A 23,495-nucleotide genomic window follows, 5' to 3' on the forward strand; every position below is an offset into this window, starting at 1 on the left:
GGGCCGGCCGTGCCGGGCCCTGCGGAAACCATCCTTCACACAGGTACTGCCGGATCCAGTGTGCCCTCCGAAACCGAACAGAACGGCATATTCCGTCGATGAACGGACCGGCGGCGGGTCACCCCGCTTCGACGGCGTACCGGTCGGCCGGATTCCCCGGCCGCCGACACCTTGTACCCCGGGCCCGGCGTTTCATCACGCGGCACGGGTGCGCCCGTACCGCGTGAACAGGAAGCCGTCCTCCTCCAGCATCGACACCAGCCCGAAGCGGTGCGGGACGGTGACCGCCGGCCCTCCGGCGATGCGCTGCGCCTCGCCGGCCGTGAGCATCGGGGAGACGGTCAGGCACAGCTCGTCGAGCACACCGGCCGCGACCATCTGCCCGAGCAGTCGCGGGCCGCCCTCGGTGAGCAGCCGGGTGTGGCCGAGGTCGGCGAGGGCCCGGACGGCCAGGGCGGGGTCCACTCCGATGCCGTCCCCGGCGGTCACCACCCGGGCGCCCGCCTTCTCGGCGGCGGCGACGCGGTCCGCGGCGGCCGCCGCGCCCGTGAGGATCAGGGTGGGGACCAGGGGAGAGGTGAACAGCGGCAGCGAGAAGTCCAGGTCGAGACTGGCCGTGACCACCGCGATCGCGGGCGCGGGCCGCTGCCCGGCCGCCTCCCGCATGGCCGCGAAGTCCTCCCGCGCGCGTGCGGGCCGGTAGCCCTCCTTCCGCACCGTCTCGGCGCCGACGACCACGACGTCGGCCAGTGCCCGCAGCGTGCCGAAGATCCGCATGTCGGTCGCGCTGGAGATCGGCTGCGAACGGCCGTCGTGCTGGGCGGCCCCGTCCAGCGTGGACACCATGTTGGCGCGCAGCCACGGCACCGGCCCCCCGGGCCCGGGCTCCGGATAGGCGTAGGCGGCGGCCAGCTCCTGAAGGCTCCACTCCCGCCCGGCGTCCTCACCGGACGCGCCGTCCGGCGCCGGAGCTGCTGTTTCATCGGTCACAGGGAACAGACGTCGCATGCCGTGCAGTGTTCCACGCGCCGTAGCATGGTGAACCGTGTCTTCTCCCCTGGCCCCCTCCGGTAGCGGCCCCATAACCGACCCGGCCCCGCTGTCCCTGTGCGCCCGTGAGCCGCACGTACCCGCGGACCGGCTGGTCGCCGAGATGGTGCCGCCGCCGCGGTTCGACTCCGTCCGCTTCAGCACGTACATCCCCGACCCGAACCAGCCCAGCCAGACGGAGGCCGTCCGGGTCCTGGAGGGTTTCGCGGCGGGCCTCGATGCGGGAGGGTCGCCGGGAGCCGGCAAGCGGCGGCTGTTCGGTTTCGGCAAGGCACCGAAGAAGGCGCCGGCCGGACCGCGCGGCGTCTATCTCGACGGCGGTTACGGCGTCGGCAAGACCCACCTGCTGGCGTCCCTGTGGCATGCCACCCCGGCCGAGCCCGCGCTCAAGGCCTTCGGCACGTTCGTGGAACTGACCAACCTGGTCGGCGCCCTCGGGTTCCAGAAGACCGTCCAGACGCTGTCCGGGCACCGCCTGCTGTGCATCGACGAGTTCGAACTCGACGACCCGGGCGACACCGTTCTGGTCTCCACCCTGCTCGGCAAGCTGGTCGACGCGGGTGTGGCGCTGGCCGCCACCTCCAACACGCTGCCCGGCAAGCTCGGCGAGGGCCGGTTCGCCGCGGCCGACTTCCTGCGCGAGATCCAGGGTCTGTCGGCCCACTTCCGCGCCCTGCGCATCGACGGCGAGGACTACCGCCACCGCGGTCTGCCGGAGGCGCCGCCGCCGTACTCCGACGAACAGGTGACCCGCGCGGCGCACGCCACCGAGGGCGCCTCCCTCGACTCGTTCTCGCCCCTCCTGGAACACCTGGCCCGCGTCCACCCCAGCCGGTACGGCGCTCTGACCGACGGGATCAAGGCCGTGTGCCTCACTGGAGTGCACCCGGTTCCCGACCAGTCGACGGCCCTCCGGCTGGTGGTCCTGGCGGACCGGCTCTACGACCGCGAGGTGCCCGTGCTCGCCTCGGGCCTGCCCTTCGACCGGCTGTTCAGCGACGAGATGCTGAACGGCGGCTACCGCAAGAAGTACTTCCGGGCCATCTCCCGGCTCACCGCCCTCGCCCGCGACGCGGGTTCACTCACGGACCCCCGCTGACCACATCCCCCATAGCGCGTCAACCGCACCGCGGGTAGGGCTCGTTCAAGCCAGCCCACCTGCGGTTTTCAGGCTCTCTTCAGCTTGAAACGTTAAGTTAACCCTGCAAACGACTTTGCAGGGTTAACGTGTTTCTTGACCGGCCGTTGACCAACTGTTGGTCAGTACTAGACGCGCGAAGCACCGGAAGGGGGGCACATGTACCGAGGTACGACGGCACGGACCGTGGTTTCGATCCTCGCCGCCGTCCTGCTCTCCCTCCAGTTCTTCGCACCGACCGCGTCCTTCGCGTCCGCATATACGCACAGTCAAGCCGAGGCCAAGGCTCAGCACGGAACGAAGCCTTCCGGCACGTCCTCGCGCCCCAAGCACAAGCCCCTGGGGAAGGCGCTGCGCGACGAGACGGCGGCCTGTCGCGCCGGGCACCACGGGGACCCGACCGGTCCCCTGCGGACCCGCGACCGGTCCCACTCCGCGGACCTCGCACCCTCGGGTCCCGAGCGGCCGCTGCAACGGCACATCCGGCCCACGGGACCCGAACCGGTCAGACCCGGCGCCGCGCACGACCGCACGTCGAGATCCTCGACGTCGCACACGCCGGCGGCACTTCAGGTCTTTCGCTGCTGAGCGGCACAGCACTTCCCCCCACCCTTGCCATGCCCGTCCGACGCGCCCCCACTGCGCGCCAGGAGGAGTCAACACATCATGCAACCCCTCATCGACAACGCCCGCATCTTCGGACAGCGCCCTGAGGAGTTCGCCCACCTCGCCGAGGGTCAGTCCCCCGACGTCCTGTTCATCACCTGCTCCGACTCCAGGGTCGTACCGGCCCTGATCACGGGCGCCCGTCCCGGCGAGCTCTTCGAGCTGCGCACCGCGGGCAACGTCGTCCCCCCGCACTCCCTCGAGCACCCCACCTCGGAGGCGGCCACGATCGAGTACGCCGTGGAGGTCCTCGGCGTCAAGGAGATCGTGGTCTGCGGACACTCGCACTGCGGCGCCGTGGGCGCGGTGGTACGCGGCGACGACCTCTCCGGCGTCCCCGCCGTGCGCGACTGGCTCGCACACGCCTGTGACGAGCCCAAGTGCGCGGACCCGGCCGACAAGACGGTCACCGAGGCCGTGCAGCACCACGTCCTGACCCAGGTGTTGCGGCTGCGCTCCTACCCCTGCGTGGAGAGCCGCCTGACGGACGGCCGGCTCCGGCTGCGCCCCTGGTTCTACGAAGTGCACACCGGCACCGTGCGCGAACACCGCGCGGACACCGACTCCTTCGAGAAGGTGTGAGGGCGACCATGACCAAGTTCCCCTACCTCAAGCAGGACTTCCTCGCCTCCATCGTCGTCTTCCTTGTCGCGGTCCCGCTGTGCGTGGGCGTGGCGGTCGCCTCCGGCGTTCCCGCGGAGCTGGGCCTCATCACGGGCATCGTGGGCGGGCTCGTCACCGGGCTGATGCGCGGCAGCAGCCTCCAGGTGTCCGGACCCGCCGCCGGGCTCACCGTGCTGGTCTTCGAGGCCGTCAGCCAGTTCGGAGTGGCCACGCTCGGCGTGATCGTGCTGCTCGCCGGGCTGCTCCAGCTCGCCATGGGCTTCCTGGGGATCGGCCGCTGGTTCCGGGCGATATCCGTCTCCGTCGTCGAGGGCATGCTCTGCGGCATCGGACTGGTGATCATCGCCGGGCAGATCTACGCGGCGGCGGGCCTGAAGGCCCCGGAGTCCGGACTCGGCAAGATAGCCGGCCTGCCCGGGATGTTCGCCGACACGCTCGGCAGCACGGAGGCCCTGATCTCCCTCGCGATCGGCGCGGGCACCATCGCCGTCATCGTGTTCTGGAAGAAGCTCCCGAAGGCGGTCCAGACCGTGCCCGGCGCCCTCGCCGCGGTCGTCCTGGCCACGGTCGCCACGCTCGCCTTCAGCCTGCCGGTCGCCACCGTCCAGGTGGAGGGTCTGCTGGGCGTCATCCAGCCGCCCGGGGCGGAGGCCTTCGGTGAACTGGCGAACCCGGCCATCTGGGGCACCATCATCGCCTTCGCGCTGATCGCCTCCGCGGAGAGCCTGTTCAGCGCGGCCGCCGTGGACCGGCTGCACAACGGCCCGCGCACCGAGTACAACAAGGAGATGATCGCCCAGGGCGCGGGCAACACCCTGTGCGGTCTGCTCGGCGCGCTGCCGATGACCGCCGTCATCGTGCGCAGCTCGGCCAACGTCAACGCGGGTGCCAAGACCAAGGCCTCCCGGGTGCTGCACGGCGTGTGGCTGCTGCTGTTCGCCGCCGCGATGCCGTGGGCCCTGGCCCTGATCCCGATCCCCGCCCTCGCCGGCATCCTCGTGCACGCCGGCTGGAAGCTGATCCCGTTCGGCCAGATCCGGGCGCTGTGGCGGGCCCACAAGGGTGAGGCGCTCATCCTGGTCGCCACCGCGGTGTCGATCGTCGCGGTGAACATGTTCGAGGGTGTGCTCATCGGTCTGGCCCTGTCGGTCGTCAAGACCGCCTGGGAGGCCTCGCACATCAAGCTCGACATCATCGACAAGGGCGCCGGCCCGATCCAGGCGTACCTGTCCGGCAACGCGACCTTCCTGCGGCTGCCGAAGATCCTCGACAGCCTGGAGAGCCTGCCGCAGGACCGCCCGGTCGAACTGGACCTCTCGGGCCTGCACCACCTCGACCACGCCTGCCGCACGGCCCTGGAGAACTGGGCCGCACGCCACAGCGCGACGGGCACCGAACCGGTGAAGGTCACGGAGCCCGAGGAGGCCCCGGCGGAGAAGGTCACCGTCGCCTAGCCGGCGGACCGATCACCCACCCCTTGGTCCGGGGCGCGCCGGCTGCGCGCCCCGGACCTTGCGCGTCCACCCGCTTCGGTCCCGGCCCGCGGCCATGGCCCCCCGCCCCGGTTCGGGCATATCGTTACAGAAACGGACGAATTCGGACCTCTGAACCGGGAGGTCGGCATGGTCGAAGAGCTGGTCGGCGTGGTGGCCGCGGTCGGAGCCGGGGCGCTGGTGTACGTGGCCTCCGCGGCACGGGTCGTCAAGCAGTACGAGCGCGGGGTCGTCTTCCGGCTCGGGCGTCTGCACGGGGACGTGCGGCGGCCCGGGTTCAACCTCGTCATCCCCGCGGTGGACCGGATGCGCAAGGTCAATCTGCAGATCGTGACCATGCCCATCCCGGCCCAGGAGGGCATCACCCGCGACAACGTGACCGTGCGGGTCGACGCCGTCGTGTACTTCAAGGTCGTGGACCCGTCGGCCGCCGTCGTCAACGTGGAGGACTACCGCTTCGCCGTCTCGCAGATGGCGCAGACCTCGCTGCGCTCGATCATCGGCAAGAGCGAGCTGGACGACCTGCTGTCCAACCGGGAGAAGCTCAACCAGGGCCTGGAGCTGATGATCGACAGCCCGGCCGTGGAGTGGGGCGTGACCATCGACCGTGTGGAGATCAAGGACGTCTCCCTGCCGGACACCATGAAGCGCTCCATGGCCCGCCAGGCGGAGGCCGACCGGGAGCGGCGCGCCCGGCTCATCAACGCCGACGCCGAGTACCAGGCCTCCAAGAAGCTGGCCCAGGCCGCCCACCAGATGGCCGACACGCCCTCGGCGCTGCAGCTTCGGCTGCTGCAGACCGTCATGGCGGTGGCGGCGGAGAAGAACTCCACGCTCGTCCTGCCCATTCCGGTGGAACTTCTGCGGTTCCTGGAGCGGGGCGCACAGCCCGCGGCGGAGGGCGCGGGACAGTCGGGGGGCGCGGAGGACGCGCGGACCGAGGACCGCGCGCGGACCACGGACCGTGCGGAGATCGAGGAGCGTGCCGCCGACCTGACGGAGCAGCGCGCCGTCGACCTGACGGAGCAGGCCGGGGAGGCCATGGAGCGGCTGCGGCGGGCCGTGGAGCAGTGACGCGCGCTACGCGCGTGGTTCCCGAGGCCCGCACCAGGTGATAGACACAGCGGGATCACAGTTCCTGTCCGCCAGCAGGAAGGTTTCCCCATGACCGAATCCGGTCGCTTCGCCACCCGACGTCGGATGCTCGCCAAAACGGGCGCCCTGGGCGTCGGAATCGCGTTCTCCGGCGCCCTCTCCGAGCTCTTCGCCGGCACCGCCGCCGCAGAGGGCCTCGGCCACACCGGCTACGGCCCGCTCGTCCCCGACCCGAAGGGCGTCCTCGACCTGCCGGAAGGGTTCCACTACCGGATCCTCTCCCGCGAGGGGGACGAACTGCGCTCCGGCGAGGGCAAGGTCCCCTCCAACCACGACGGCATGTCGGCCTTCGGCGGCAGAGGCGGCCGGGTCCACCTGGTCCGCAACCACGAGAACCGCGTGAGCGGCAGAGTCCCGGTCCCGACCGTCGAGGGCCTCACCTACGACCCGGCCGGCAAGGGCGGCTGTACGGCGCTGACGCTGGATTCCCGGGGCAGGGTCCGGTCGGAGCGGGTCGCGATCGCCGGCACCGCGGTCAACTGCGCGGGCGGCCCCACCCCCTGGGACACCTGGCTGACCTGCGAGGAGACCGAGGACCGGGCCGGCACCAACGGCTACACCAAGGACCACGGCTTCATCTTCGAGGTCGACCCTGTCGATCCGCACCGCACCGGGGCCGTGCCGCTGACCGCGATGGGCCGCTTCGCGCACGAGGCGATCGCCGTGGACCCGCGGCGGGGGGTGGTGTACGAGACCGAGGACGCCTTCGAGAAGCCCTTCGGCCTCTTCTACCGCTTCCTGCCGAACCGGCCGCTGGGCGGCAGGGGTTCACTGCGCGCGGGCGGCCGGCTGCAGGCCATGCGCGTGCCCGGGGTGCCGGACCTGTCCTCCATCCAGGAGGTCGGCGCCGAGTTCGACCACATCGAGTGGGTGGACGTACCCGACCCGCAGGCCGCGCAGACGCCGATCCGGTTCCAGGACTTCGGCCGCGGCGGCATCACGCACGCGCAGAAGCTGGAGGGCTGCTACTGGGGCGGCCGTTCGGTGTACTTCGTGTCGTCGTTCGCGCGCCGCTCGGACGGTTCGGCCGCCGACCACTACGGGCAGGTCTGGCGCTACGACCCCGAGCGCCGCCGGCTCACCCTGGTGATCGTCTTCGGCCCGGACACCGATGTGCAGCTGCCGGGCGAGTCGCCGGACAACATCTGCCTGGCGGCCGGCGGCGGCCTCATGGTCTGCGAGGACGGCAACGGCGCCCAGCACGTCTTCGGTGTCACCCGGCGCGGCGAGGTCTACGCGATGGCCCGCAACCGGCAGAACATCGGCACCGAGCAGGAGCCCGAATGGGGCGAGTTCGCCGGGGTGACGTTCTCTCCGGACGGCGACACGATGTACGTCAACTGCTACACGCCCGGCACCACGTTCGCGGTGACGGGCCCCTGGCGGCGCTAGCCGGCGCTCCGCTCCCGACCCGGGCGCCGGGTGCGAAGCCCGGTGCCCCGCCGGACCATCGAGGCACAGGACGCGAAGGGGGCCCGATGACGCACAAGGACGGCACCTCGTTGCGGGAGCGGCTGCGGCTGCCCCCGGGCCGGCCGGTCGATCTGAGCCGGTACGACGCCGCCGCCACGGTGGGCGGGCCCCACGGCAAGGCGGCGGGCAGGGCCGCCACGACCCGGGTCGGCGAGCGGCTCGCCGTCCTCCAGGAACGGCTGTGGGCGGCGAGCACCGGGGGTGACCGGCGCCGGGTGCTGCTGGTGCTGCAGGGCATGGACACCAGCGGCAAGGGCGGCACGGTCAAGCACGTCATCGGCCTGCTCAACCCGTCCGGCTGCCGGATCACCGCGTTCAAGGCACCCACCGACGAGGAGCGCGCGCACCCGTTCCTGTGGCGCGTGGAGCAGGCGCTCCCGATCCGCGGCGAACTGGGCATCTTCGACCGCTCGCACTACGAGGACGTCCTGGTCGCCCGCGTCCGCCAGCTCGCGCCCGCCCCCGAGATCGCCCGGCGCTACGAGCAGATCAACCGCTTCGAGCGGTCCCTCACCGACGACGGCGTGACCCTGGTCAAGTGCTTCCTGCACATCTCCTACGAGGAGCAGCGCCGCCGGCTGCTCAAGCGCCTCGACAAGCCGGAGAAGCGCTGGAAGTTCGCCGCCTCCGACATCGACGACCGTGCCCTGTGGCCGGCGTTCCAGGAGGCCTACGAGATCGCCCTGGAGCGCTGCGGCACTTCCGACGCGCCCTGGTACCTGATCCCCGCCGACCACAAGTGGTACCGCAACTGGGCGGTCAGCACGCTGCTCCTCGAGCACTTCGAGGAGCTTGATCCGCGGTACCCGGAGGCGGACTTCGACGTGGCCGAGTGCCGGAAGCGGCTGCTGGAGCAGCCCTGATCCGCCCGTTCGGGCGGTCGGCGGGGCGCCGGGACACTGAAGCCGTCGGACGGGGGTACTCGGCGGCTCATGAGCGAGAACCAGCAGGTCAGCAGCTCTTACTGGCTTCAGACGGCGCCGGACGGCCACCACCCGCCGCTGACGGAGGACCTGGACGTCGACGTGGCGGTGATCGGCGCGGGGATCGCCGGGCTGAGCACGGCGTGGGAGCTGGTGCGGGCCGGGCGGAGCGTGGCCGTCCTGGAGGCCGGCCGGGTCGCGGCCGGCGTCACCGGCCACACCACCGCCAAGGTCACCGCCCTGCACACGCTCGTCTACGACAAGCTGCGGCGCACCCGCGGCCCCGAGGGCGCCCGGCTGTACGCGCGATCCCAGTCGGAGGCGATCGAGCACGCGGCCCGGATCGCCGAGGAGCTGGGCGTCGACTGCGAGTGGGAGACGAGGAGCGCCTACACCTACGCCCGTGACACCGGCCGGGTGGAGGAGCTGCGCGCCGAGGCCCGGGCCGCGGCCGAGGCCGGGCTGCCCGCGTCGTTCGTGACGGAGACCGGACTGCCCTTCCCGGTGGCGGGTGCGGTCGAGGTCACGGGGCAGGCCCAGTTCCACCCCCGCAAGTACCTCTTGGCACTCGCCGCCGACCTGGCCGGGCGGGGCGGGCGCATCTACGAGGACACCACCGTCCTCGGCCTGGACGAGGGCGAGCCGTGCAGGCTGTCGACCACGAGTGGGGCGACGGTCCGGGCCCGGGACGTCGTCGTCGCCACGCACTACCCGATCTTCGACCGTGCCCTGCTGTTCGCCCGCCTCTCCACACGCCGCGAGCTCGTCGTCGCCGGGACGATCCCCGCGGAACAGGACCCGGACGGCATGTTCATCACGCCCGACGAGGAGACCCGTTCGGTGCGTACCGCGCCCCACGAGGACGGGCGGCGGCTGCTCATCGTCACCGGTGAGCACTTCACGCCGGGCACGGGCGACCCCCGGGCCCGTTTCGAACGCCTCACCGCATGGGCCACCGGCCACTTCCAAGACCTGGAGGTCACCCACCGGTGGGCGACCCAGGACACCGAGCCCACGGACACGGTGCCGATGATCGGCCCCCTGCACCCGGGCGCCCGGCACACGTACGTGGCCACCGGCTTCGGCGGCTGGGGCATGACCGGCGGCATCATGGCGGGCCGGCTGCTGACCGCGCAGATCACCGGCGAGGAGTGCGAGTGGAGCGCGCTGTACGACCCGCGCCGGGTCAAGCCCGCGCTGCGTGAGGCGCCGGCGTTCCTCAAGACGCAGGCCAAGGTCGCCGGGCACTTCGTGGGAGACCGGCTGCGGCCCTCCCCGCCGGTGGAGTCCCTGCCGCCCGGCGAGGGCGCCGTGGTCCGCGCGAACGGCCACCGCCTCGCGGTGTACCGGGACGACGACGGCGGGCTGCACGCCGTCTCCGCCCGCTGCACCCACCTGGGCTGCCTGGTCGACTTCAACGCGGCCGAACGCGCCTGGGAGTGCCCCTGCCACGGGTCCCGTTTCGACACGGACGGCAAGGTGATCCAGGGCCCGGCGACCAAGCCGCTGGAGCAGCGGGACCTCTGACGCCACGCCCCCGGCCTACGCTGGACGTATGAGCGAGGACGACTACTGCCTGATCGACGCGACCAGGCCGCCCCGGGCGGAGGGGCCGCCGTTCGCGGAGTGCGTGCTGTGCCGGGAGCCGACGGAGTACCCCGAGTCGTACAAGGGCATCACGCTCTGCCCCGCCTGCGAGTGGCAGGAGGCGCAGCGTACGGCCTGCTCGGGGTGATCTGCCGGCTCAGGGTGTCCGCCCGTTCAGGGTGATCTGCGGGAGGCGAGAGCACCGGCCAGGGCCAGCGCCCCGGCCGTGACCAGGGCTGCCGCCCCCAGAGGCAGCAGCGGCAGTGGGACGGTGCCCCGCTGAGACCCGGTGACCAGGCCCTGCACCGCGGCCTGAGCCGGCGAGCCGGTGGCCACCAGGGACAGCAGCGCCGCGAGCAGCAGGGCGGGGACCGCCCGGCCCGGCGACCGCACCAGGGGCCGGCTGGTGAGCGCGCCGACGGCGGTGCCGAGCAGGGCGCAGGCCAGAGCGGCGAGCAGCCCGGCACCGCAGGAGGCGGCGAGTGGCACCCGGGTGCGGTGGTCGGAGGCCACCGGGTCACTGAGCAGCGTCACGACGAGGGTCGCGAGCGTGCCGAGCGCGGCGGCACCGGCCAGGGCCACCAGCAGGCAGGCCATGTGAGCCCGCGCGGGCCCGGCGGCCGCGGCCACGCATCCGCGGGCGGCGTCGGGTTCGCCGGTGACGCAGATCCGCGCCAGCCACGCGGCGACGGGCAGCAGGGCGGCGGCCGTGTACCCGAGCGAGTCGAGCACCGGCTGCCCGGCCTGGATGCTGATCGCGAGGAAGGCCGCGTACAGCAGGAAGGGCGGCAGCCAGCGCTGCGAGCGCAGCAGCAGGGCGGCGTGGTAGCGCGTCAGGGCGGTCATCCGCGCCTCCCCGGGCCGGTCTCCGCAGAGGCCACGCTCACCACGTGCCAGGGCGGGCGGGCCGCAAGCAGGGTGCGGAGCACGACGTCGGAATGCGGGGCGGGCACGGACAGGCGATAGGTGCCGGGCCCGGTTTCCTCGGCCGAGGAGACCGTCCGGCGCACCTCCTCCGGCAGCCGTCCGTCCGGCGGGCCCTGAGCCTCGACCAGCACCTGCGGACCGGACACGGCAGGAGCGTGCGCCGGCCCCTGCCGGACCACACCCGCGTCGCGCACGGCGTACGTAGCGTCGGCCAGGCCGGCGAGGCGGCGCGGGTCGTGGTCGACGAAGACAACGGAGCCGCCGGCCGCCGTGCGTTCGGCGACCGCGCGCTCCAACTCGGCGCGGGCAGCGGTGTCCAGACCGGTCCACGCCTCGTCCAGCACCAGCAGCTCCGGCTCCGCCAGCATGGCCTGGGCCACCGCCACCTTCTGACTGCTCCCCTTCGACAGCCGGGCCATGGGCGTCTCGGCGTACGCGAGGGCCCCGAGGCGCTCCAGCCACTCCCCGGCGGCCCGGGCCGCCGCCGCGCGGGTCAGGCCGTGCACGGCGCCGAGGTGGGTGAGGTAGCCGGTGGCGGTGAAGGGCAGGGCAGGCGGGAACCGCTCGGGAACGTAGGCCGTGCGTGGCCTGCCGGTGATCCGGCCCTCGCTCGGCGCGTCGATGCCGGCGAGCAGCCGCAGCAGCGTGGACTTGCCGCTGCCGTTGGCGCCCTCCACGCGGACGAGCCGGCCCGGAGCCACCGCCAGGTCGATCCCGCGCAGTACCCAGGGGCCCCGCAGACCGTAGCGGCGGCCCGCGTTGCGCAGACACAGGTCGGGTCGCATGCGGCCATCCTGCACGATCTTCCGGCTGGCACACTGGGGTTCGTGAGCGAAAACCCGACGCCCGTGAGCGAGAGCGGCAGTCCCTTCCGGTCCGAGCCCTCGGCGCGCGACGAGGCTCGGCAGTTCGTGCTGCCGCTGGTCGTGCGGATCGAGCGGGCGGACCCGCCGGCGCGCACGGACGCACTGGAGACGGCCGCGCGGGCGGTGCTGACGATCCTGGCCGACGAGCGGTCGGCCGGCGAGGGCGAGTGGGCCGGGGCGATGCGGGACTGGCAGGACGCCAGGATCCGCAAGGTCGTGCGGCGGGCGCGCGGCGCCGAGTGGCGGCGGGCCGAGGCGCTGCCCGGCATCACGGTCACCGGCAAGTCTGCCGAGGTGCGGGTCTTCCCGCCCGTCCCGCTGGACGGCTGGCCGAAGGATCTGGCCAGGCTCCAGGTCTCCGGCACCGACCTGGACGACCCGCAGCCGCCGGTGGACGCGGATCCGTCCGCCCCCGTGCTGTGGCTGAACCCCGGCCTCGGCATGTCGGCCGGCAAGGCCATGGCACAGGCCGGCCACGCCGCCCAACTGGCCTGGTGGGAGCTCTCCGGCGAGGAGCGGGCCGCCTGGCACGACGCGGGTTTCCCGCTCGCCGTCCGGACGGCCGACGCGGCACGCTGGCCCGGACTCACCGGTGGTGGGCTGCCGTTGGTGCGCGACGCGGGGTTCACGGAGATCGCGCCCGGCTCCTGCACGGTGGTCGCGGACCACCCTGCGCTGCGCCGCGAGCCGCAGCGGAGCGGCCGCGCGGCTCCCACCCGTTCGGAGTAGCCGCGGGCGCGGCGGCCTGGGACGAGTGCTCCAGTGGGGTTACCAGCCGGCCGACCCCAGGAGGCAGCCATGACCAGCGCCGCGCCCCCTCCCCCCGCTCCGCCCGCCCCAGGCGACCGGAGGCCCGACGGCTCCGGCGCGGGCGGTTCCGGCGACCCGTGGGCGGCCGGGGGTCTCGTCCTCGGCGGCGTCCTGATGGTCGTCTACGGCCTCTTCGCGGTGCTCCAGGGCATCGCGGCGATCGCCGGCGACGAGGTGTACACGAGCTTCGGCCAGTACTCCTTCGCGTTCGACCTGACCGCGTGGGGCTGGATCCACCTGATCGTCGGGGTGCTCGTGGTGGCCGCCGGGCTCGGTCTGTTCGTCGGAGCCGCCTGGGCCCGGGTGGTGAGCGCGGTCGTGGTCGGCCTGGCGCTCATCGCGAACTTCCTCTGGCTGCCCTACCAGCCGTTCTGGTCGATCATCATGATCGTGACCGGCCTGTTCGTCCTCTGGTCGGTGTTCAGCTTCCGCTCCTCCCGCCCGGTGTAGGGCCCGCTCAGGGCGGCGGCGGGCGCCGCTCGCGCTCCGCGACCACCGTGTGCATGCGGCGCGTCAGGGCGGTGGCCGCCGCCGTGAGGAAGACGAAGGTGTAGACGATCTGGACGACGGTCACCATGCGGGCCTCCTGCCCGCGCGGGGTGATGTCGCCGTAGCCGACGGTCGCGAGCGTGATGACGGTGAAGTACAGCGCGTCGACGCGGGTGCTCAGGCCGGTGAACTGCCCCGGCTGCCGGGCGAGGGCGTAGTACCCGGACGAGAAGACCAGCACGGCCAGGCACATCAGCAGCGAGATCATGATGCCCGACCGGGCCTGCGGCTTCTCCAGCACGACGTCGCGCACGTGACGCAGCAGCAGGACGGCGACGCATGTCAGGCACAGCACGAACAGCGGCCAGCCCAGCCAGGGGCGGTCGGCGCCCAGGCCCTCCAGCGGCAGCAGGAAGTAGGCCGTGCCGCCCGCCAGGAGCACCGCTGCGGCCCCGATCCGCAGCCGGCGGACGGCGGCCTCCCCGACTCCTTCTCCCGCTTCCGCGCGGGGCGGTGGGGCTGCTCGCTGCCATCGGGCATAGGTCCGGTCTACGACGGATCGGCGTGGGACGCGACCCTTGCACCTCCGTCAGTGGGAGCCGGGGGTACGGCCCAAACCTCAAATGTTGCTCTGAAGCCGGGCCGTGCGGGGTTCGGGGGCGAGCGGCTGGGCCATACCCCCCTCACGTTCGAGGAACGGGCCGGGTGGAGGAGGGGACGATGGAGCGACTGGGGACGGGCATCGGGTGGCGGCCGGAGATCGCGGACGCCGTGGAGCGCATGCCGCGCATCGACTGGGTCGAGACGGTGGCCGAGAACGTCTGCCCGGGGCACCTGCCCGACTCCCTGCGGCGGCTGCGCGAGCGCGGCGTCACCGTGGTGCCGCACGGCGTCTCGCTCGGCCTCGGCGGCGCGGACCGGCCCGACGCGGGACGGCTGAGCGCACTGGCCGAGCGCGTGGAGGCACTGGGATCCCCGCTCGTCACCGAGCACATCGCGTTCGTACGGGCGGGTGGGCCGCTGACCGCCTCTGCGCACCTGGAGGCGGGCCATCTGCTGCCCGTGCCCCGGACCCGGGACGCCCTGGACGTCCTGTGCGAGAACGTGCGCATCGCGCAGGACGCGCTTCCGGTGCCCCTGGCCGTCGAGAACATCGCCGCGCTGGTCTGCTGGCCGGGCGAGGAGATGACGGAGGGCCAGTTCCTGTACGACCTCGCCGACCGCACGGGCGTCCGTCTCCTGATCGACGTGGCCAACCTGCACACCAACCACGTCAACCGCGGCGAGGACCCGTCCAAGGCCCTCGCCGAGCTGCCCCTGGAGGCCATCGCCTACGTCCACGTCGCCGGCGGCTTCGAACGCGACGGCGTCTGGCACGACAGCCACGCCCACCCCGTCCCCCGGCCGGTGCTCGACATCCTGACGGACCTCGCCTCCCGCGTCAGTCCCCCGGGCGTCCTCCTGGAACGGGACGAGAACTTCCCGGAACCGGCGGAACTGGAGGCCGAGTTGACCGCGATCCGCCGGGCGCTGGAGGCAGGCGCGGTCGAACGCGTGAAGACAGAACTCCGCTCGGCCGCGCTCGCCGCCACACGGCAGAGGGGGACTGGCGCGGTCGACGACGAACCGGTCCTCGCGGCAACCGCCGCCGGACGGCGGGAAGCGGCTGCCGTCGGTCGGCTGGTGGGGGCAGCCGTTGCCCATGGGAGCCGTGCCGGGGGGCACGGCCATGAGACCGGGGCGGCCGGGGCGACACGGGGCGCCTCCGGCCCGCCCCATCCGGAAGGGGTCGCGGACGCGCGGCAGCGGCTCGGGCTGGCGCAGGCCGCGTTGCTGTCGGCGCTGGTCGCGGGCACGCCCGTGCCCGAGGGGTTCGACCGGGTGCGGGTGGGTGTCCAGGCGCGGGCGCTCGCCGCGAAGCGGGCGGACGTGGTGGCGAAGGTCGCTCCCGAGTTGCCGGTGATCCTCGGGGACGGGTACCGCACGGCGTTCCTCGGCTACGCCCAGACCCGCCCGATGACCGCCGGGTACCGGCGCGACGCCCTCACCTTCGCCGAGCACCTGCTGTCCGCCGGGCGCCCCGGGGACGCGCGGGCGCGGCGGGAGCTGCGGGAGTGGTGGCTGGAGCGGTCGGGCCCGGCCCCGCGCTCCCTGCTGCCCGGGCAGCGCCTCGTCCGCGCCACGCGCCGGGTGCTGCTGCGGCGTTGAACTCCCCCGCGCCGTGAGGGGCGAGGGCCCCGCCCCCGGGCCCCTCACCCCCCTCTCACTTCTGCCCGGCTCCGGGAGGAGGCCCCCCGGGCGTCGCACCGGCCTTCTCCGGCACGGCGTCACCCGCGGGGGCGTCACCGCGGCCGTAGTGGTGCGTGGTGAACATGTAGAGCAGGCCGGTGCCCAGCACGACCGCGCCGCAGAGCAGCACGATCCAGTTCTCCCACCACGGCTTCTCCGGCGTGCGCGCCCAGCAGATGTTGACGATGGCGAAGATGCCGTAGGCCAGTGCGGCGATGTTCACGGCGAGACCCCAGCGGCCCAGGGTGAACTCCCCCGCCGGACGCCAGCCCTTGAGCCGGGCGCGCAGCGCCGCCAGGACCACCATCTGGAACGATCCGTAGATGCCGAGGATCGCGAACGAGACGATGTTGGTGAGGGCGTCCTCGGAGAGCAGCGACGCGAAGGCGATGATCAGCGGCACCGCCGCCGACACGAACAGCGCCCAGCTCGGCACCGCGCGGGCGTGGACGAACCGCCGCAGCAGCCCGTGCCCGACGATCATCTCGTCCCGGGCGTACGAGTAGATGAGCCGCCCGGCCGCGGCCTGGAGGCTGATCGTGCAGGACAGGAAGGAGATGAGCACCACGGCCATCACCAGCCGGGCCCCGGTCTCGCCCATGGCGTCGTACAGCACGTCCACGACCGGGTCGGCCACCTCGCCCGAGATGACCGCGTTGAAGTCCGTGACCGACAGCAGCAGCGACATACAGGTGAACGTGGCCGCGGCGCCCCCGATGTAGATGGTGCGCCGCATCGCGCGGGGGATGACGCGCCCCGGGTGGGCGACCTCCTCCGCGGTGTCTCCGCACGCCTCGAAGCCGTAGTACTGGTAGAAGCCGATGATGGCGGCCGCCAGGAACGCCGGCAGGTAGGAGCCGTTCTCCTCGATTCCGTAGGTGTCGAAGATGATGCCGACGTTGTGGTGGCGGTGGGTGGACAGCAGGTAGATACCGACGACGAGGGCGCCGATGAGCTCGCCGCCGAAACCGATGATGGCCGCCGCCGACAGGGCTTTGGTGCCCATGTAGTTGATGAGGATGGCGACCACGATGAGCACGGCGGTGCACAGCACGGTGGTGTGCACGGTGGCGTCGAAGCCGAACAGGATGGCGATGTAGGGCCCTGCGCCGTAGGCGACCGAGGTGATGGTCACCAGCAGCGCCCACATGTACACCCAGCCGGTCATCCACGCCCAGCGCTTGCCCCACAGCCGCCGGGCCCACGGGTAGACACCACCGGCGATGGGGTACTGCGCGACGATCTCTCCGAAGATCAGTGCGACGAGGAACTGGCCGCAGCCGGCCAGCACGAACGCCCAGATCATCGGCGGCCCGCCGTCGACGATCGCGATGCCGAAGAGGGTGTAGGTGCTCACCACCGGGGAGAGGTAGGTGAACCCGAGGGCGAAGTTGGCCCAGGGGCCCATGTCCTTGCGGAACTCGGAGCCCGGCTCGCCGCCGGGGGTGCCGGAGGCCGGCGCGGGAGGCTGTGTACCGGTCACCGCTGCGCCTTCCGTCCCTCGGTGATCAGATCGGCGGCCCGTTCGGCGGCGAGCAGCACGGTCACCATCGGGTTGATGGTGGGCATCGTCGGGAACACCGACGCGTCGACGATCCGCACGCCGTCGAACCCGCGCAGTCTCAACTCGGGGTCGCAGACGGCCAGGGGGTCGTCCGCGGCACCCATGCGGCAGGTGCCGGCCGGGTGGTAGACGGTGTGGGCCACGCGGCGGCCGTACTCCGACAGGTCGGCGTCGGAGACGACGTCCGGGCCGGGCGCTACCTCGCGGACGAGCCAGTCGCGCAGCGGGGCGGTCGCGGCGACCTCACGCGCCACCTTCAGACCGTCCACGATGGTGCGCTCGTCGTGGCCCTCGGGGTCGGTGAAGTACCGGAAGTCCAGGGCGGGGTGCTCGGCGGGGTTGTTGCTGCGCAGCCACATGCGGCCGGTGGAGCGGGCCCGCGGCACGTTCGGCGTCATGCACACCCCGTGCCGCGGTACGGGATAGCCGAGGCGTTCGGTGTTGACGGTGAACGGCACCTGGTAGAAGTGGAACATCAGGTCGGGGCGCGGCTGGTTCTTGTCGCGGCGCAGGAACAGACCGGCGTCGGAGTCCATCGCGGAGTTGGGCGGCAGCGGCCCGGCGGTCTCCCAGACGATCACGGACTCGGGGTGGTCCAGCAGGTTCTCCCCGACGCCGGGCAGGTCGGCCCGTACGGCGATGCCCAGGGCGCGCAGGTCGTCGGCCGGGCCGATGCCGGAGAGCAGCAGCAGGCGCGGGGTGTCGATGGCGCCCGCGCAGAGCAGGAGTTCGCGCTCGGCGCGCACGGTGGCGGGTTCGCCGTCGGCGCCCCGGACCGCGACCCGGGTGAGACGGCCGGAGGCGTCGGGGATCAGCCGGTGGGCCCAGGTCTCCAGCTTCAGCGTGAGGTTGGTCCGGTGCAGCACCGGGTGGAGGTAGGCGACGGAGGCGGAGGAGCGCAGGTTGCCCTCCGGCTGGTAGGCCAGCGAGAAGAAGCCGGTGCCGTCGGCGAAGGGTTCGGCGTTGAAGTCGTCGACGACGGGGACGCCGAGGGCGCGGGAGGCCGCGGTGACGAAGTCCCGGGCGATCGGATTGCGGTCGGCCTCGGCCACCGGGACGATCTCGGTGAGCAGCCGGTCGCGGTAGGGCAGGATCGTGGCCGGGTCCCAGCCGGAGCAGCCGCGGCTCACCCAGTCGTCGAGGTCCTGCGGCAGCGGCAGGAAGCTGATCAGGGTGTTGTGCGAGGAGCAGCCGCCGAGCACACGGGCCCGGGAGTGCAGGATGTGTGAGTTGCCGCGCGGCTGCTCGACGGTGGTGTAGCCGTAGTCGAACTCCGAGCCGAGCAGGTTGATCCAGTTGCGCAGGCGCAGGATGCGCTCGTCGCCGACATCACTGGGGCCGCCCTCGATGACGCAGACGCGGCAGTCGGGGTCCTCGCTCAGCCGGGCGGCGAGCACACAGCCGGCGGTGCCGCCGCCGACGATGACGTAGTCGTAGGCGGACTCGTCGCCGTGCGCGGGAGTGGTGGCCATGCGGTGCCTTTCTTCGGTGGCCGGTCAGCCCTTGAACCAGCCGGAGGGGGCGGGGGCGAGGTTCTGGTAGATGTGCTTGGCCTCCTGGTACTCGCGCAGCCCCGTGGGGCCGAGTTCGCGTCCGACGCCGGAGCGGCCGAAGCCGCCCCACTCGGCCTGCGGTACGTAGGGGTGGAAGTCGTTGATCCACACGGTTCCGTGCCGCAGCCGCTGGGCGACGCGCTGGGCGCGGCTCGCATCCGAGGTCCACACGCCGCCGGCCAGGCCGTAGCGGGTGTCGTTGGCCAGCTCCACCGCCTCGTCCTCGCCGCGGAAGCGCTCGACGGTGACCACCGGGCCGAAGACCTCCTCCTGGACGATGCGCATGGACCGGTCGCAGTCGGCGAAGATCGTCGGCAGCAGGAAGAAGCCGTCGGCGAGGGCGGGGTCGTCGGGGCGGGTGCCTCCGGTGACGAGCCGGGCGCCCTCCTCCTTGGCGACGGCGATGTAGCCCTCGACCTTTTCGCGGTGCTCGGCGGAACTGAGCGGGCCGCTCTCGGTGCCCTCCTCCATGCCGTTGCCGAGCCGGATCGCGCGGGCGCGCCCGGCGTAGGCCTCGACGAACCGGTCGTGCAGCGTGTCCTCGACGAGCAGGCGCGAACCGGCGGAGCAGACCTGCCCGGAGTGCAGGAAGGCGGCGTCGAGGGCGTAGTCGACGGCGGCGTCGAAGTCGGCGTCGGCGAAGACGATGTTGGGGTTCTTGCCGCCCAGTTCCAGGGCGATGTTCCGCGGCCCCTCGGCGGCGCTCGCCATGATGGCCCGGCCGGTGTGCAGGCCGCCGGTGAACGAGACCAGATCGACGTCCGGGTGGCTGGTCAGGGCCGCGCCGACGGTCGCCCCGGAGCCCAGCACGAGGTTGGCGACGCCGGGCGGGGCCCCGGCTTCCTCGATGAGCCGGATCATGGCGATCGTGGTGAGGGGTGTGGTCTCACTGGGTTTCAGGACGAAGGTGTTGCCTGCGGCGAGGGCCGGGGCGACCTTCCAGGAGGCCTGCAGCAGTGGGTAGTTCCAGGGGGCGATGAGCGCGCACACGCCGACCGGCTGGTAGACGACGCGGCTGAGGACGTCCGGGCCGACGTCGACGACCCGGCCGCCGTCCTTGCCCGCGAGTTCGGCGTAGTAGCGGAAGGCGTTCGCCACGTCCTCCACGTCGATGCGGGCCTCGGTGAGCGTCTTGCCGGTGTCGAGGGTCTCGGTGCGGGCGATGTCCTCCCGGTCGCGCAGCAGCAGGTCGTGGACGCGCAGCAGGAGGTCGGCGCGGCGGCGGGAGGGGGCGTTCGCCCAGTCCTCCTCGGCGAAGGCGCGCCGGGCGGCGCGCACGGCGCGGTCGACGTCGCCGGCGTCGGCCTCGTCGACGGTGGTGACGACCGAGGCGTCGTAGGGGTTGACCACCTCACGTCGGCCCCCGGCCGCCGCCTGCGTCCACTGGCCGTCGATGTACAGCTCACCCACCGCGGGGCCTCCTTCGCGTCCGGCCGGAGCCCGATCGGCTCGACGGTCAGCAACATGGCCCATCGGACGGGCGGCGGCCACGGGGCACACCGCCACGACGGCGTCCGGGCGGCCCAGAGGACCCGGGTGGGCTAGTCACCCGGCAGTCCGCCACCGAGCTGAAGCGGAACGTCACATACCGACAACGCTCGGTCCGGATTGTGAACAAGGCATGGTGTTTTCGGGACCGTGTCACATACAAACAACATATGCTCTGGGTTCTTTTCCTGCTGGCGGCCTGGGCCGTGGCCGGCACGGCGTGCACGCGCCTGTGCCTGGCCGCCGTACGCGCCGCAGCCGTGGCGGCGGACACCGGCTCCGGTCGTGAACTCACGCTGTACGAGGCCGCGTTCCTCTCCGGCGGCCCCCGCCGGGTCGCCGACGTCACGCTGGTCGCGATGGCCCGTCAGCGCCGGCTGCTCCTGGCGCACACCGGCTGGGCGACGGTGGTCGACCCGCGCGGGCGGGACGAGATGGAGCGGTCGGTGATAGGGGCCATCGGTCCCGAGGGACAGTCCCGGATCGCGCCGGTGCGGTCCACGGCCGCCGCGGCCGACGCGGTGCGCGGGATCGCCGAGGGGCTGGTGCGCGCGGGGCTCGCGGTGCCGGACAGCGCCCGTACGACGGTCGCGGCGGCCGTCCGGCAGGTCCGCGTGGCCGCCGTCGCCGTCCTCGGGCTGGGCGTGGCCGCGCTGCTGACGCCCGCTCCACCGGACATGCCGCGGCATCTGGTCGCCCTGTGGTTCGCGCTGCCGCTCGCCCTGGCCCTGAGCTGCCTGGCCGTCGCCCGGATCGAGATCCACCCTTACTCCCGCTGGGCCTCCCCGGCCGGGCGGCAGTTGCTCGGCACGCTGACCCGGACGGCGGACGGCACCGCCGACGACCGCACGTACCTCACCTCGGTGGCCGTGCGCGGCGTCAGCGCCATCGGCGAACCGGACCTGCGCGCCGCGTTCGCGCACCGCGAGTCGCACGACTGACCGGACGGGGTGCACACGGGGCACACAGCCCGACACCGGCGAACGGTGCTTGCCTTCCCCCCTCACCGGACGAAACATCCCTTTCGTCGCCACCGTGCATCGAAGGGATACGCATGAGAGCCGCTCTCCTCTATTCGGCCGCCGGATCCCTGCTGCTGAGCACCCTCGTCACGCCCCCGGACACCCAGGAGCCGACGGGGGCGGCGGAGCGGCGCGGCACCGCCGTGGCGGCCGAACGGGCGAAGGAGGCCGGTGTCGACTTCGGCCCCTGCCCCGACGCGCAGGATCTGCCCGGCAGCATGCGGTGCGGCACGGTCCGCGTCCCGCTGGACTACGCCCGCCCCGACGGCGAGCAGATCGAACTCTCCGTCAGCAGGGCCCGGGCCACGCGGAAGGCCCCCCGCCGCGGCGGGCAGCCCGTCGGGCGGCAGGGCGCCCTGGTCTACAACCCGGGCGGGCCGGGCGCCACCGGCCTGTACTTCCCGCTGATCGGCCTGCTCCCCGAGTGGAAGCGGATCGCGGCCGCGTACGACCTCGTCGGCTACGCCCCGCGCGGGGTCGGCCGTTCGGCGCCGCTGTCGTGCACGGACCCGAAGCGGTACTTCACGGGCCCCTCGCCGTCACCGGCCCACCCCTCGACGTCGTACAAGGAGGAACGGATCGCACGGGCGAAGGCGTACGCGCGTGGCTGCGCCGAGCGCACCGGTGACTCCCTGCGGCACTACCACTCCCTCAACAACGCCCGCGACCTCGACGTGCTGCGCGCCGCGCTCGGCGAGGAGCGGCTGACCTTCATGGGCTCGTCGTACGGGACGTACTTCGGTGCCCTGTACGCCACGATGTTCCCGGGGCATGTGCGGCGGATGGTCTTCGACTCGGTGGCCCACCCCGGCCCCCACCGGATCTGGTACCGCAACAACCTCGCCCAGTCGGCGGCGTTCGAGCGCCGCTGGGCGGACTTCCGGTCCTGGGTGGCCCGGCACCACGACGTGTACGGGCTGGGGGCGACCGCGCGGGAGGTGCTGCGCAGCTACCGGCGGGCGAGCGCGCGGCTGGCCGCCGAACCGGCGGGCGGAAAGGTCGGACCGGGCCAGTTGCAGGGGGCGTTCCTGCAGGCCGGGTACTACGACGACCAGTGGCCGCACCGCGCGCACGCGCTCTCGGCGTACCTCAAGGGTGATCCGAAGCCCCTGATCGAGCAGGCGGAACAGCAGCCGGAGGCGGCGGCCGAGGCGGAGAACGCACGCGCGGTGTATCTCGCCGTCGAGTGCAACGACGCCCCCTGGCCCACGGACTTCACGGTGTGGGACCGGGACAACACCCGGCTCGCGCGGATGGCACCCTTCGAGACCTGGGACAACGTCTGGACGAACCTGCCGTGCGCCTACTGGCGGGCGCCCCGGCAGCGGCCGCTCGACGTCGGCACCGGTCCGGGCCAGCTGCCGCCGACGCTGATCCTGGCCGCCGAGCGGGACGCCGCCACCCCGTACGACGGTGCCCTCGACCTCCACCACCGTCTCGCGGGCTCGGTGCTGGTGACGGAGCGGGACGCCGGAGCCCACGGGCTGGCGGGCGGCCCGAACGCCTGCGTCAACGGCCACATGGAGGCGTATCTGCTGGAGGGGCGGCTGCCGGGACGGCGTACGGACTGCGCCCCGCACGCCGAGCCGGAACCGGCGGCCCCGGACAGGCCCGGGGCCTCGGCTCTCAGAGGCGTCCGCTGAGTCAGGCCAGCGAGGCGACCAGTTCGGCGACGTCCTTGCGGCGGCCCGTGTAGAACGGCACCTCCTCGCGGACGTGCATACGGGCCTCCGAGGCGCGCAGGTGACGCATGAGGTCGACGATGCGGTACAGCTCGTCGGCCTCGAAGGCGAGGATCCACTCGTAGTCGCCGAGGGAGAACGAGGCGACGGTGTTGGCGCGCACGTCGGGGTAGCCGCGGGCCATCTTGCCGTGGTCGGCGAGCATGCGGCGGCGGTCCTCGTCGGGCAGCAGGTACCAGTCGTAGGAGCGCACGAAGGGGTAGACGCTGACGTAGTCGCGGGGCGTCTCGTCGGCGAGGAACGCCGGGATGTGCGCGCGGTTGAACTCGGCGGGGCGGTGCAGCGCCATGTTCGACCAGACGGGCTCCAGGGCGCGGCCCAGCCTGGTCCGGCGGAAGAGGTTGTACGCCTCCTGCAGCGCGTCGCTGGTCTCCGCGTGCCACCAGATCATGAGGTCGGCGTCGGCGCGCAGGCCCGAGACGTCGTAGGTACCGCGGACCGTGACGTCCTTGGCGGCGAGCTGGTCGAACAGCTCCTGGACCTCGTCGGCGTACCCGGCGCGGTCCTCGGGGAGGACGTCCTTCAGCTTGAAGACGGACCAGAGCGTGTAGCGGATGACCTCGTTGAGGTCCTTGGCCAGCTTGCCCTTGTTCGGGATCCTGCCGGACTCGGGGGTGGGGGCGTCGTTGCTCATGG

General features: G+C 72.7%; 22 protein-coding genes. 14 read left to right on the forward strand and 8 right to left on the reverse strand.

The annotated features are described in order from the left end of the window. Positions 1-195: 195 nt before the first annotated feature. On the reverse strand, positions 196-1,008 hold the full coding sequence (locus ADK65_RS01020; protein WP_053667829.1) for a pyrimidine reductase family protein: 813 nt from the start codon (positions 1,006-1,008) through the stop codon (positions 196-198). A 37-nt stretch (positions 1,009-1,045) separates the two neighbouring features. Between ADK65_RS01020 and zapE the strand changes: the two genes are divergently transcribed. The 9 genes from zapE to ADK65_RS01065 all read left to right on the forward strand — a co-directional run bounded on the left by zapE (position 1,046) and on the right by ADK65_RS01065 (position 10,257). Next, positions 1,046-2,149 (forward strand): cell division protein ZapE, encoded by a 1,104-nt coding sequence (gene zapE, locus ADK65_RS01025; RefSeq protein ID WP_053667830.1) that lies wholly within the window; start codon positions 1,046-1,048, stop codon positions 2,147-2,149. 198 nt (positions 2,150-2,347) lie between these two features. Beyond that, positions 2,348-2,776, forward strand: coding sequence for a hypothetical protein (locus ADK65_RS01030; RefSeq protein WP_053667831.1), 429 nt, complete (start codon positions 2,348-2,350; stop codon positions 2,774-2,776). Positions 2,777-2,854: 78 nt separating this feature from the next. After that, positions 2,855-3,436, forward strand: coding sequence for a carbonic anhydrase (locus ADK65_RS01035; protein ID WP_053667832.1), 582 nt, complete (start codon positions 2,855-2,857; stop codon positions 3,434-3,436). 8 nt (positions 3,437-3,444) lie between these two features. Beyond that, positions 3,445-4,932, forward strand: coding sequence for a SulP family inorganic anion transporter (locus tag ADK65_RS01040; RefSeq protein ID WP_053667833.1), 1,488 nt, complete (start codon positions 3,445-3,447; stop codon positions 4,930-4,932). 168 nt (positions 4,933-5,100) lie between these two features. Beyond that, complete coding sequence (locus ADK65_RS01045; RefSeq protein WP_053667834.1) at positions 5,101-6,045, forward strand: slipin family protein; 945 nt, start codon at positions 5,101-5,103, stop codon at positions 6,043-6,045. Positions 6,046-6,135: 90 nt separating this feature from the next. Beyond that, on the forward strand, positions 6,136-7,518 hold the full coding sequence (locus ADK65_RS01050) for a PhoX family protein (RefSeq protein ID WP_053667835.1): 1,383 nt from the start codon (positions 6,136-6,138) through the stop codon (positions 7,516-7,518). A gap of 86 nt (positions 7,519-7,604) precedes the next feature. Continuing rightward, a complete protein-coding gene (locus ADK65_RS01055) occupies positions 7,605-8,462 on the forward strand; it encodes a PPK2 family polyphosphate kinase (protein WP_053667836.1) in 858 nt (285 codons plus the stop codon). 69 nt (positions 8,463-8,531) lie between these two features. Further along, complete coding sequence (locus ADK65_RS01060) at positions 8,532-10,049, forward strand: FAD-dependent oxidoreductase (RefSeq protein ID WP_053667837.1); 1,518 nt, start codon at positions 8,532-8,534, stop codon at positions 10,047-10,049. Between the two features lie 28 nt (positions 10,050-10,077). After that, positions 10,078-10,257, forward strand: coding sequence for a hypothetical protein (locus ADK65_RS01065; RefSeq protein ID WP_053667838.1), 180 nt, complete (start codon positions 10,078-10,080; stop codon positions 10,255-10,257). A 26-nt stretch (positions 10,258-10,283) separates the two neighbouring features. On the opposite strand, the gene ADK65_RS01070 is transcribed toward ADK65_RS01065, so the two are convergent. After that, positions 10,284-10,955, reverse strand: coding sequence for a hypothetical protein (locus ADK65_RS01070; protein WP_053667839.1), 672 nt, complete (start codon positions 10,953-10,955; stop codon positions 10,284-10,286). Continuing rightward, the gene (locus ADK65_RS01075) at positions 10,952-11,821 is read right to left on the reverse strand and encodes an ABC transporter ATP-binding protein (protein WP_053667840.1); all 870 of its coding nucleotides are present in this window, start codon (positions 11,819-11,821) and stop codon (positions 10,952-10,954) included. The genes ADK65_RS01070 and ADK65_RS01075 overlap by 4 nt, the downstream gene beginning before the upstream one ends. Before the next feature lie 42 nt (positions 11,822-11,863). Between ADK65_RS01075 and ADK65_RS01080 the strand changes: the two genes are divergently transcribed. Both ADK65_RS01080 and ADK65_RS01085 read left to right on the forward strand, forming a co-directional pair. Continuing rightward, positions 11,864-12,631, forward strand: a complete 768-nt coding sequence (locus ADK65_RS01080) for an aminoacyl-tRNA hydrolase (RefSeq protein WP_053667841.1) — start codon at positions 11,864-11,866, stop codon at positions 12,629-12,631. Positions 12,632-12,700: 69 nt separating this feature from the next. Continuing rightward, a complete protein-coding gene (locus ADK65_RS01085) occupies positions 12,701-13,162 on the forward strand; it encodes a DUF7144 family membrane protein (RefSeq protein ID WP_053667842.1) in 462 nt (153 codons plus the stop codon). A 7-nt stretch (positions 13,163-13,169) separates the two neighbouring features. Here ADK65_RS01085 and ADK65_RS01090 read toward each other — a convergent pair whose 3' ends face one another. Beyond that, positions 13,170-13,643: a potassium channel family protein gene (locus tag ADK65_RS01090; RefSeq protein WP_324614228.1), complete on the reverse strand. Its 474-nt coding sequence runs from the start codon at positions 13,641-13,643 to the stop codon at positions 13,170-13,172. 278 nt (positions 13,644-13,921) lie between these two features. Here ADK65_RS01090 and ADK65_RS01095 point away from each other — a divergent pair, with 278 nt between their 5' ends. Beyond that, entirely contained in the window at positions 13,922-15,409 is a 1,488-nt protein-coding gene (locus ADK65_RS01095; protein WP_053668004.1) for a DUF692 domain-containing protein, read from the forward strand. Positions 15,410-15,464: 55 nt separating this feature from the next. Here the strand turns inward: ADK65_RS01095 and ADK65_RS01100 are convergent, their stop codons facing one another. The 3 genes from ADK65_RS01100 to ADK65_RS01110 are packed head-to-tail and all read right to left on the reverse strand — an operon-like array spanning position 15,465 to position 20,017. After that, positions 15,465-16,973, reverse strand: a complete 1,509-nt coding sequence (locus ADK65_RS01100) for an APC family permease (RefSeq protein ID WP_053667844.1) — start codon at positions 16,971-16,973, stop codon at positions 15,465-15,467. After that, complete coding sequence (locus ADK65_RS01105) at positions 16,970-18,526, reverse strand: GMC family oxidoreductase (RefSeq protein WP_053667845.1); 1,557 nt, start codon at positions 18,524-18,526, stop codon at positions 16,970-16,972. Before ADK65_RS01105 ends, ADK65_RS01100 begins: the two co-directional genes overlap by 4 nt. 24 nt (positions 18,527-18,550) lie before the next feature. Further along, the gene (locus ADK65_RS01110; RefSeq protein ID WP_053667846.1) at positions 18,551-20,017 is read right to left on the reverse strand and encodes an aldehyde dehydrogenase family protein; all 1,467 of its coding nucleotides are present in this window, start codon (positions 20,015-20,017) and stop codon (positions 18,551-18,553) included. 248 nt (positions 20,018-20,265) lie between these two features. On the opposite strand from ADK65_RS01110, the gene ADK65_RS01115 reads away from it, so the two are divergent. Together ADK65_RS01115 and ADK65_RS01120 are read left to right on the forward strand one after the other, a co-directional pair. After that, positions 20,266-21,036 (forward strand): TIGR04222 domain-containing membrane protein, encoded by a 771-nt coding sequence (locus ADK65_RS01115; RefSeq protein ID WP_053667847.1) that lies wholly within the window; start codon positions 20,266-20,268, stop codon positions 21,034-21,036. A 113-nt stretch (positions 21,037-21,149) separates the two neighbouring features. Next, the gene (locus ADK65_RS01120; protein WP_053667848.1) at positions 21,150-22,760 is read left to right on the forward strand and encodes an alpha/beta hydrolase; all 1,611 of its coding nucleotides are present in this window, start codon (positions 21,150-21,152) and stop codon (positions 22,758-22,760) included. A gap of 1 nt (position 22,761) precedes the next feature. Here the strand turns inward: ADK65_RS01120 and hemQ are convergent, their stop codons facing one another. After that, entirely contained in the window at positions 22,762-23,493 is a 732-nt protein-coding gene (hemQ, locus tag ADK65_RS01125; protein ID WP_053667849.1) for a hydrogen peroxide-dependent heme synthase, read from the reverse strand. Between the last annotated feature and the right edge of the window lie 2 nt (positions 23,494-23,495).

Source organism: Streptomyces sp. NRRL B-1140 (assembly GCF_001280065.1).
Taxonomy (GTDB): domain Bacteria; phylum Actinomycetota; class Actinomycetes; order Streptomycetales; family Streptomycetaceae; genus Streptomyces.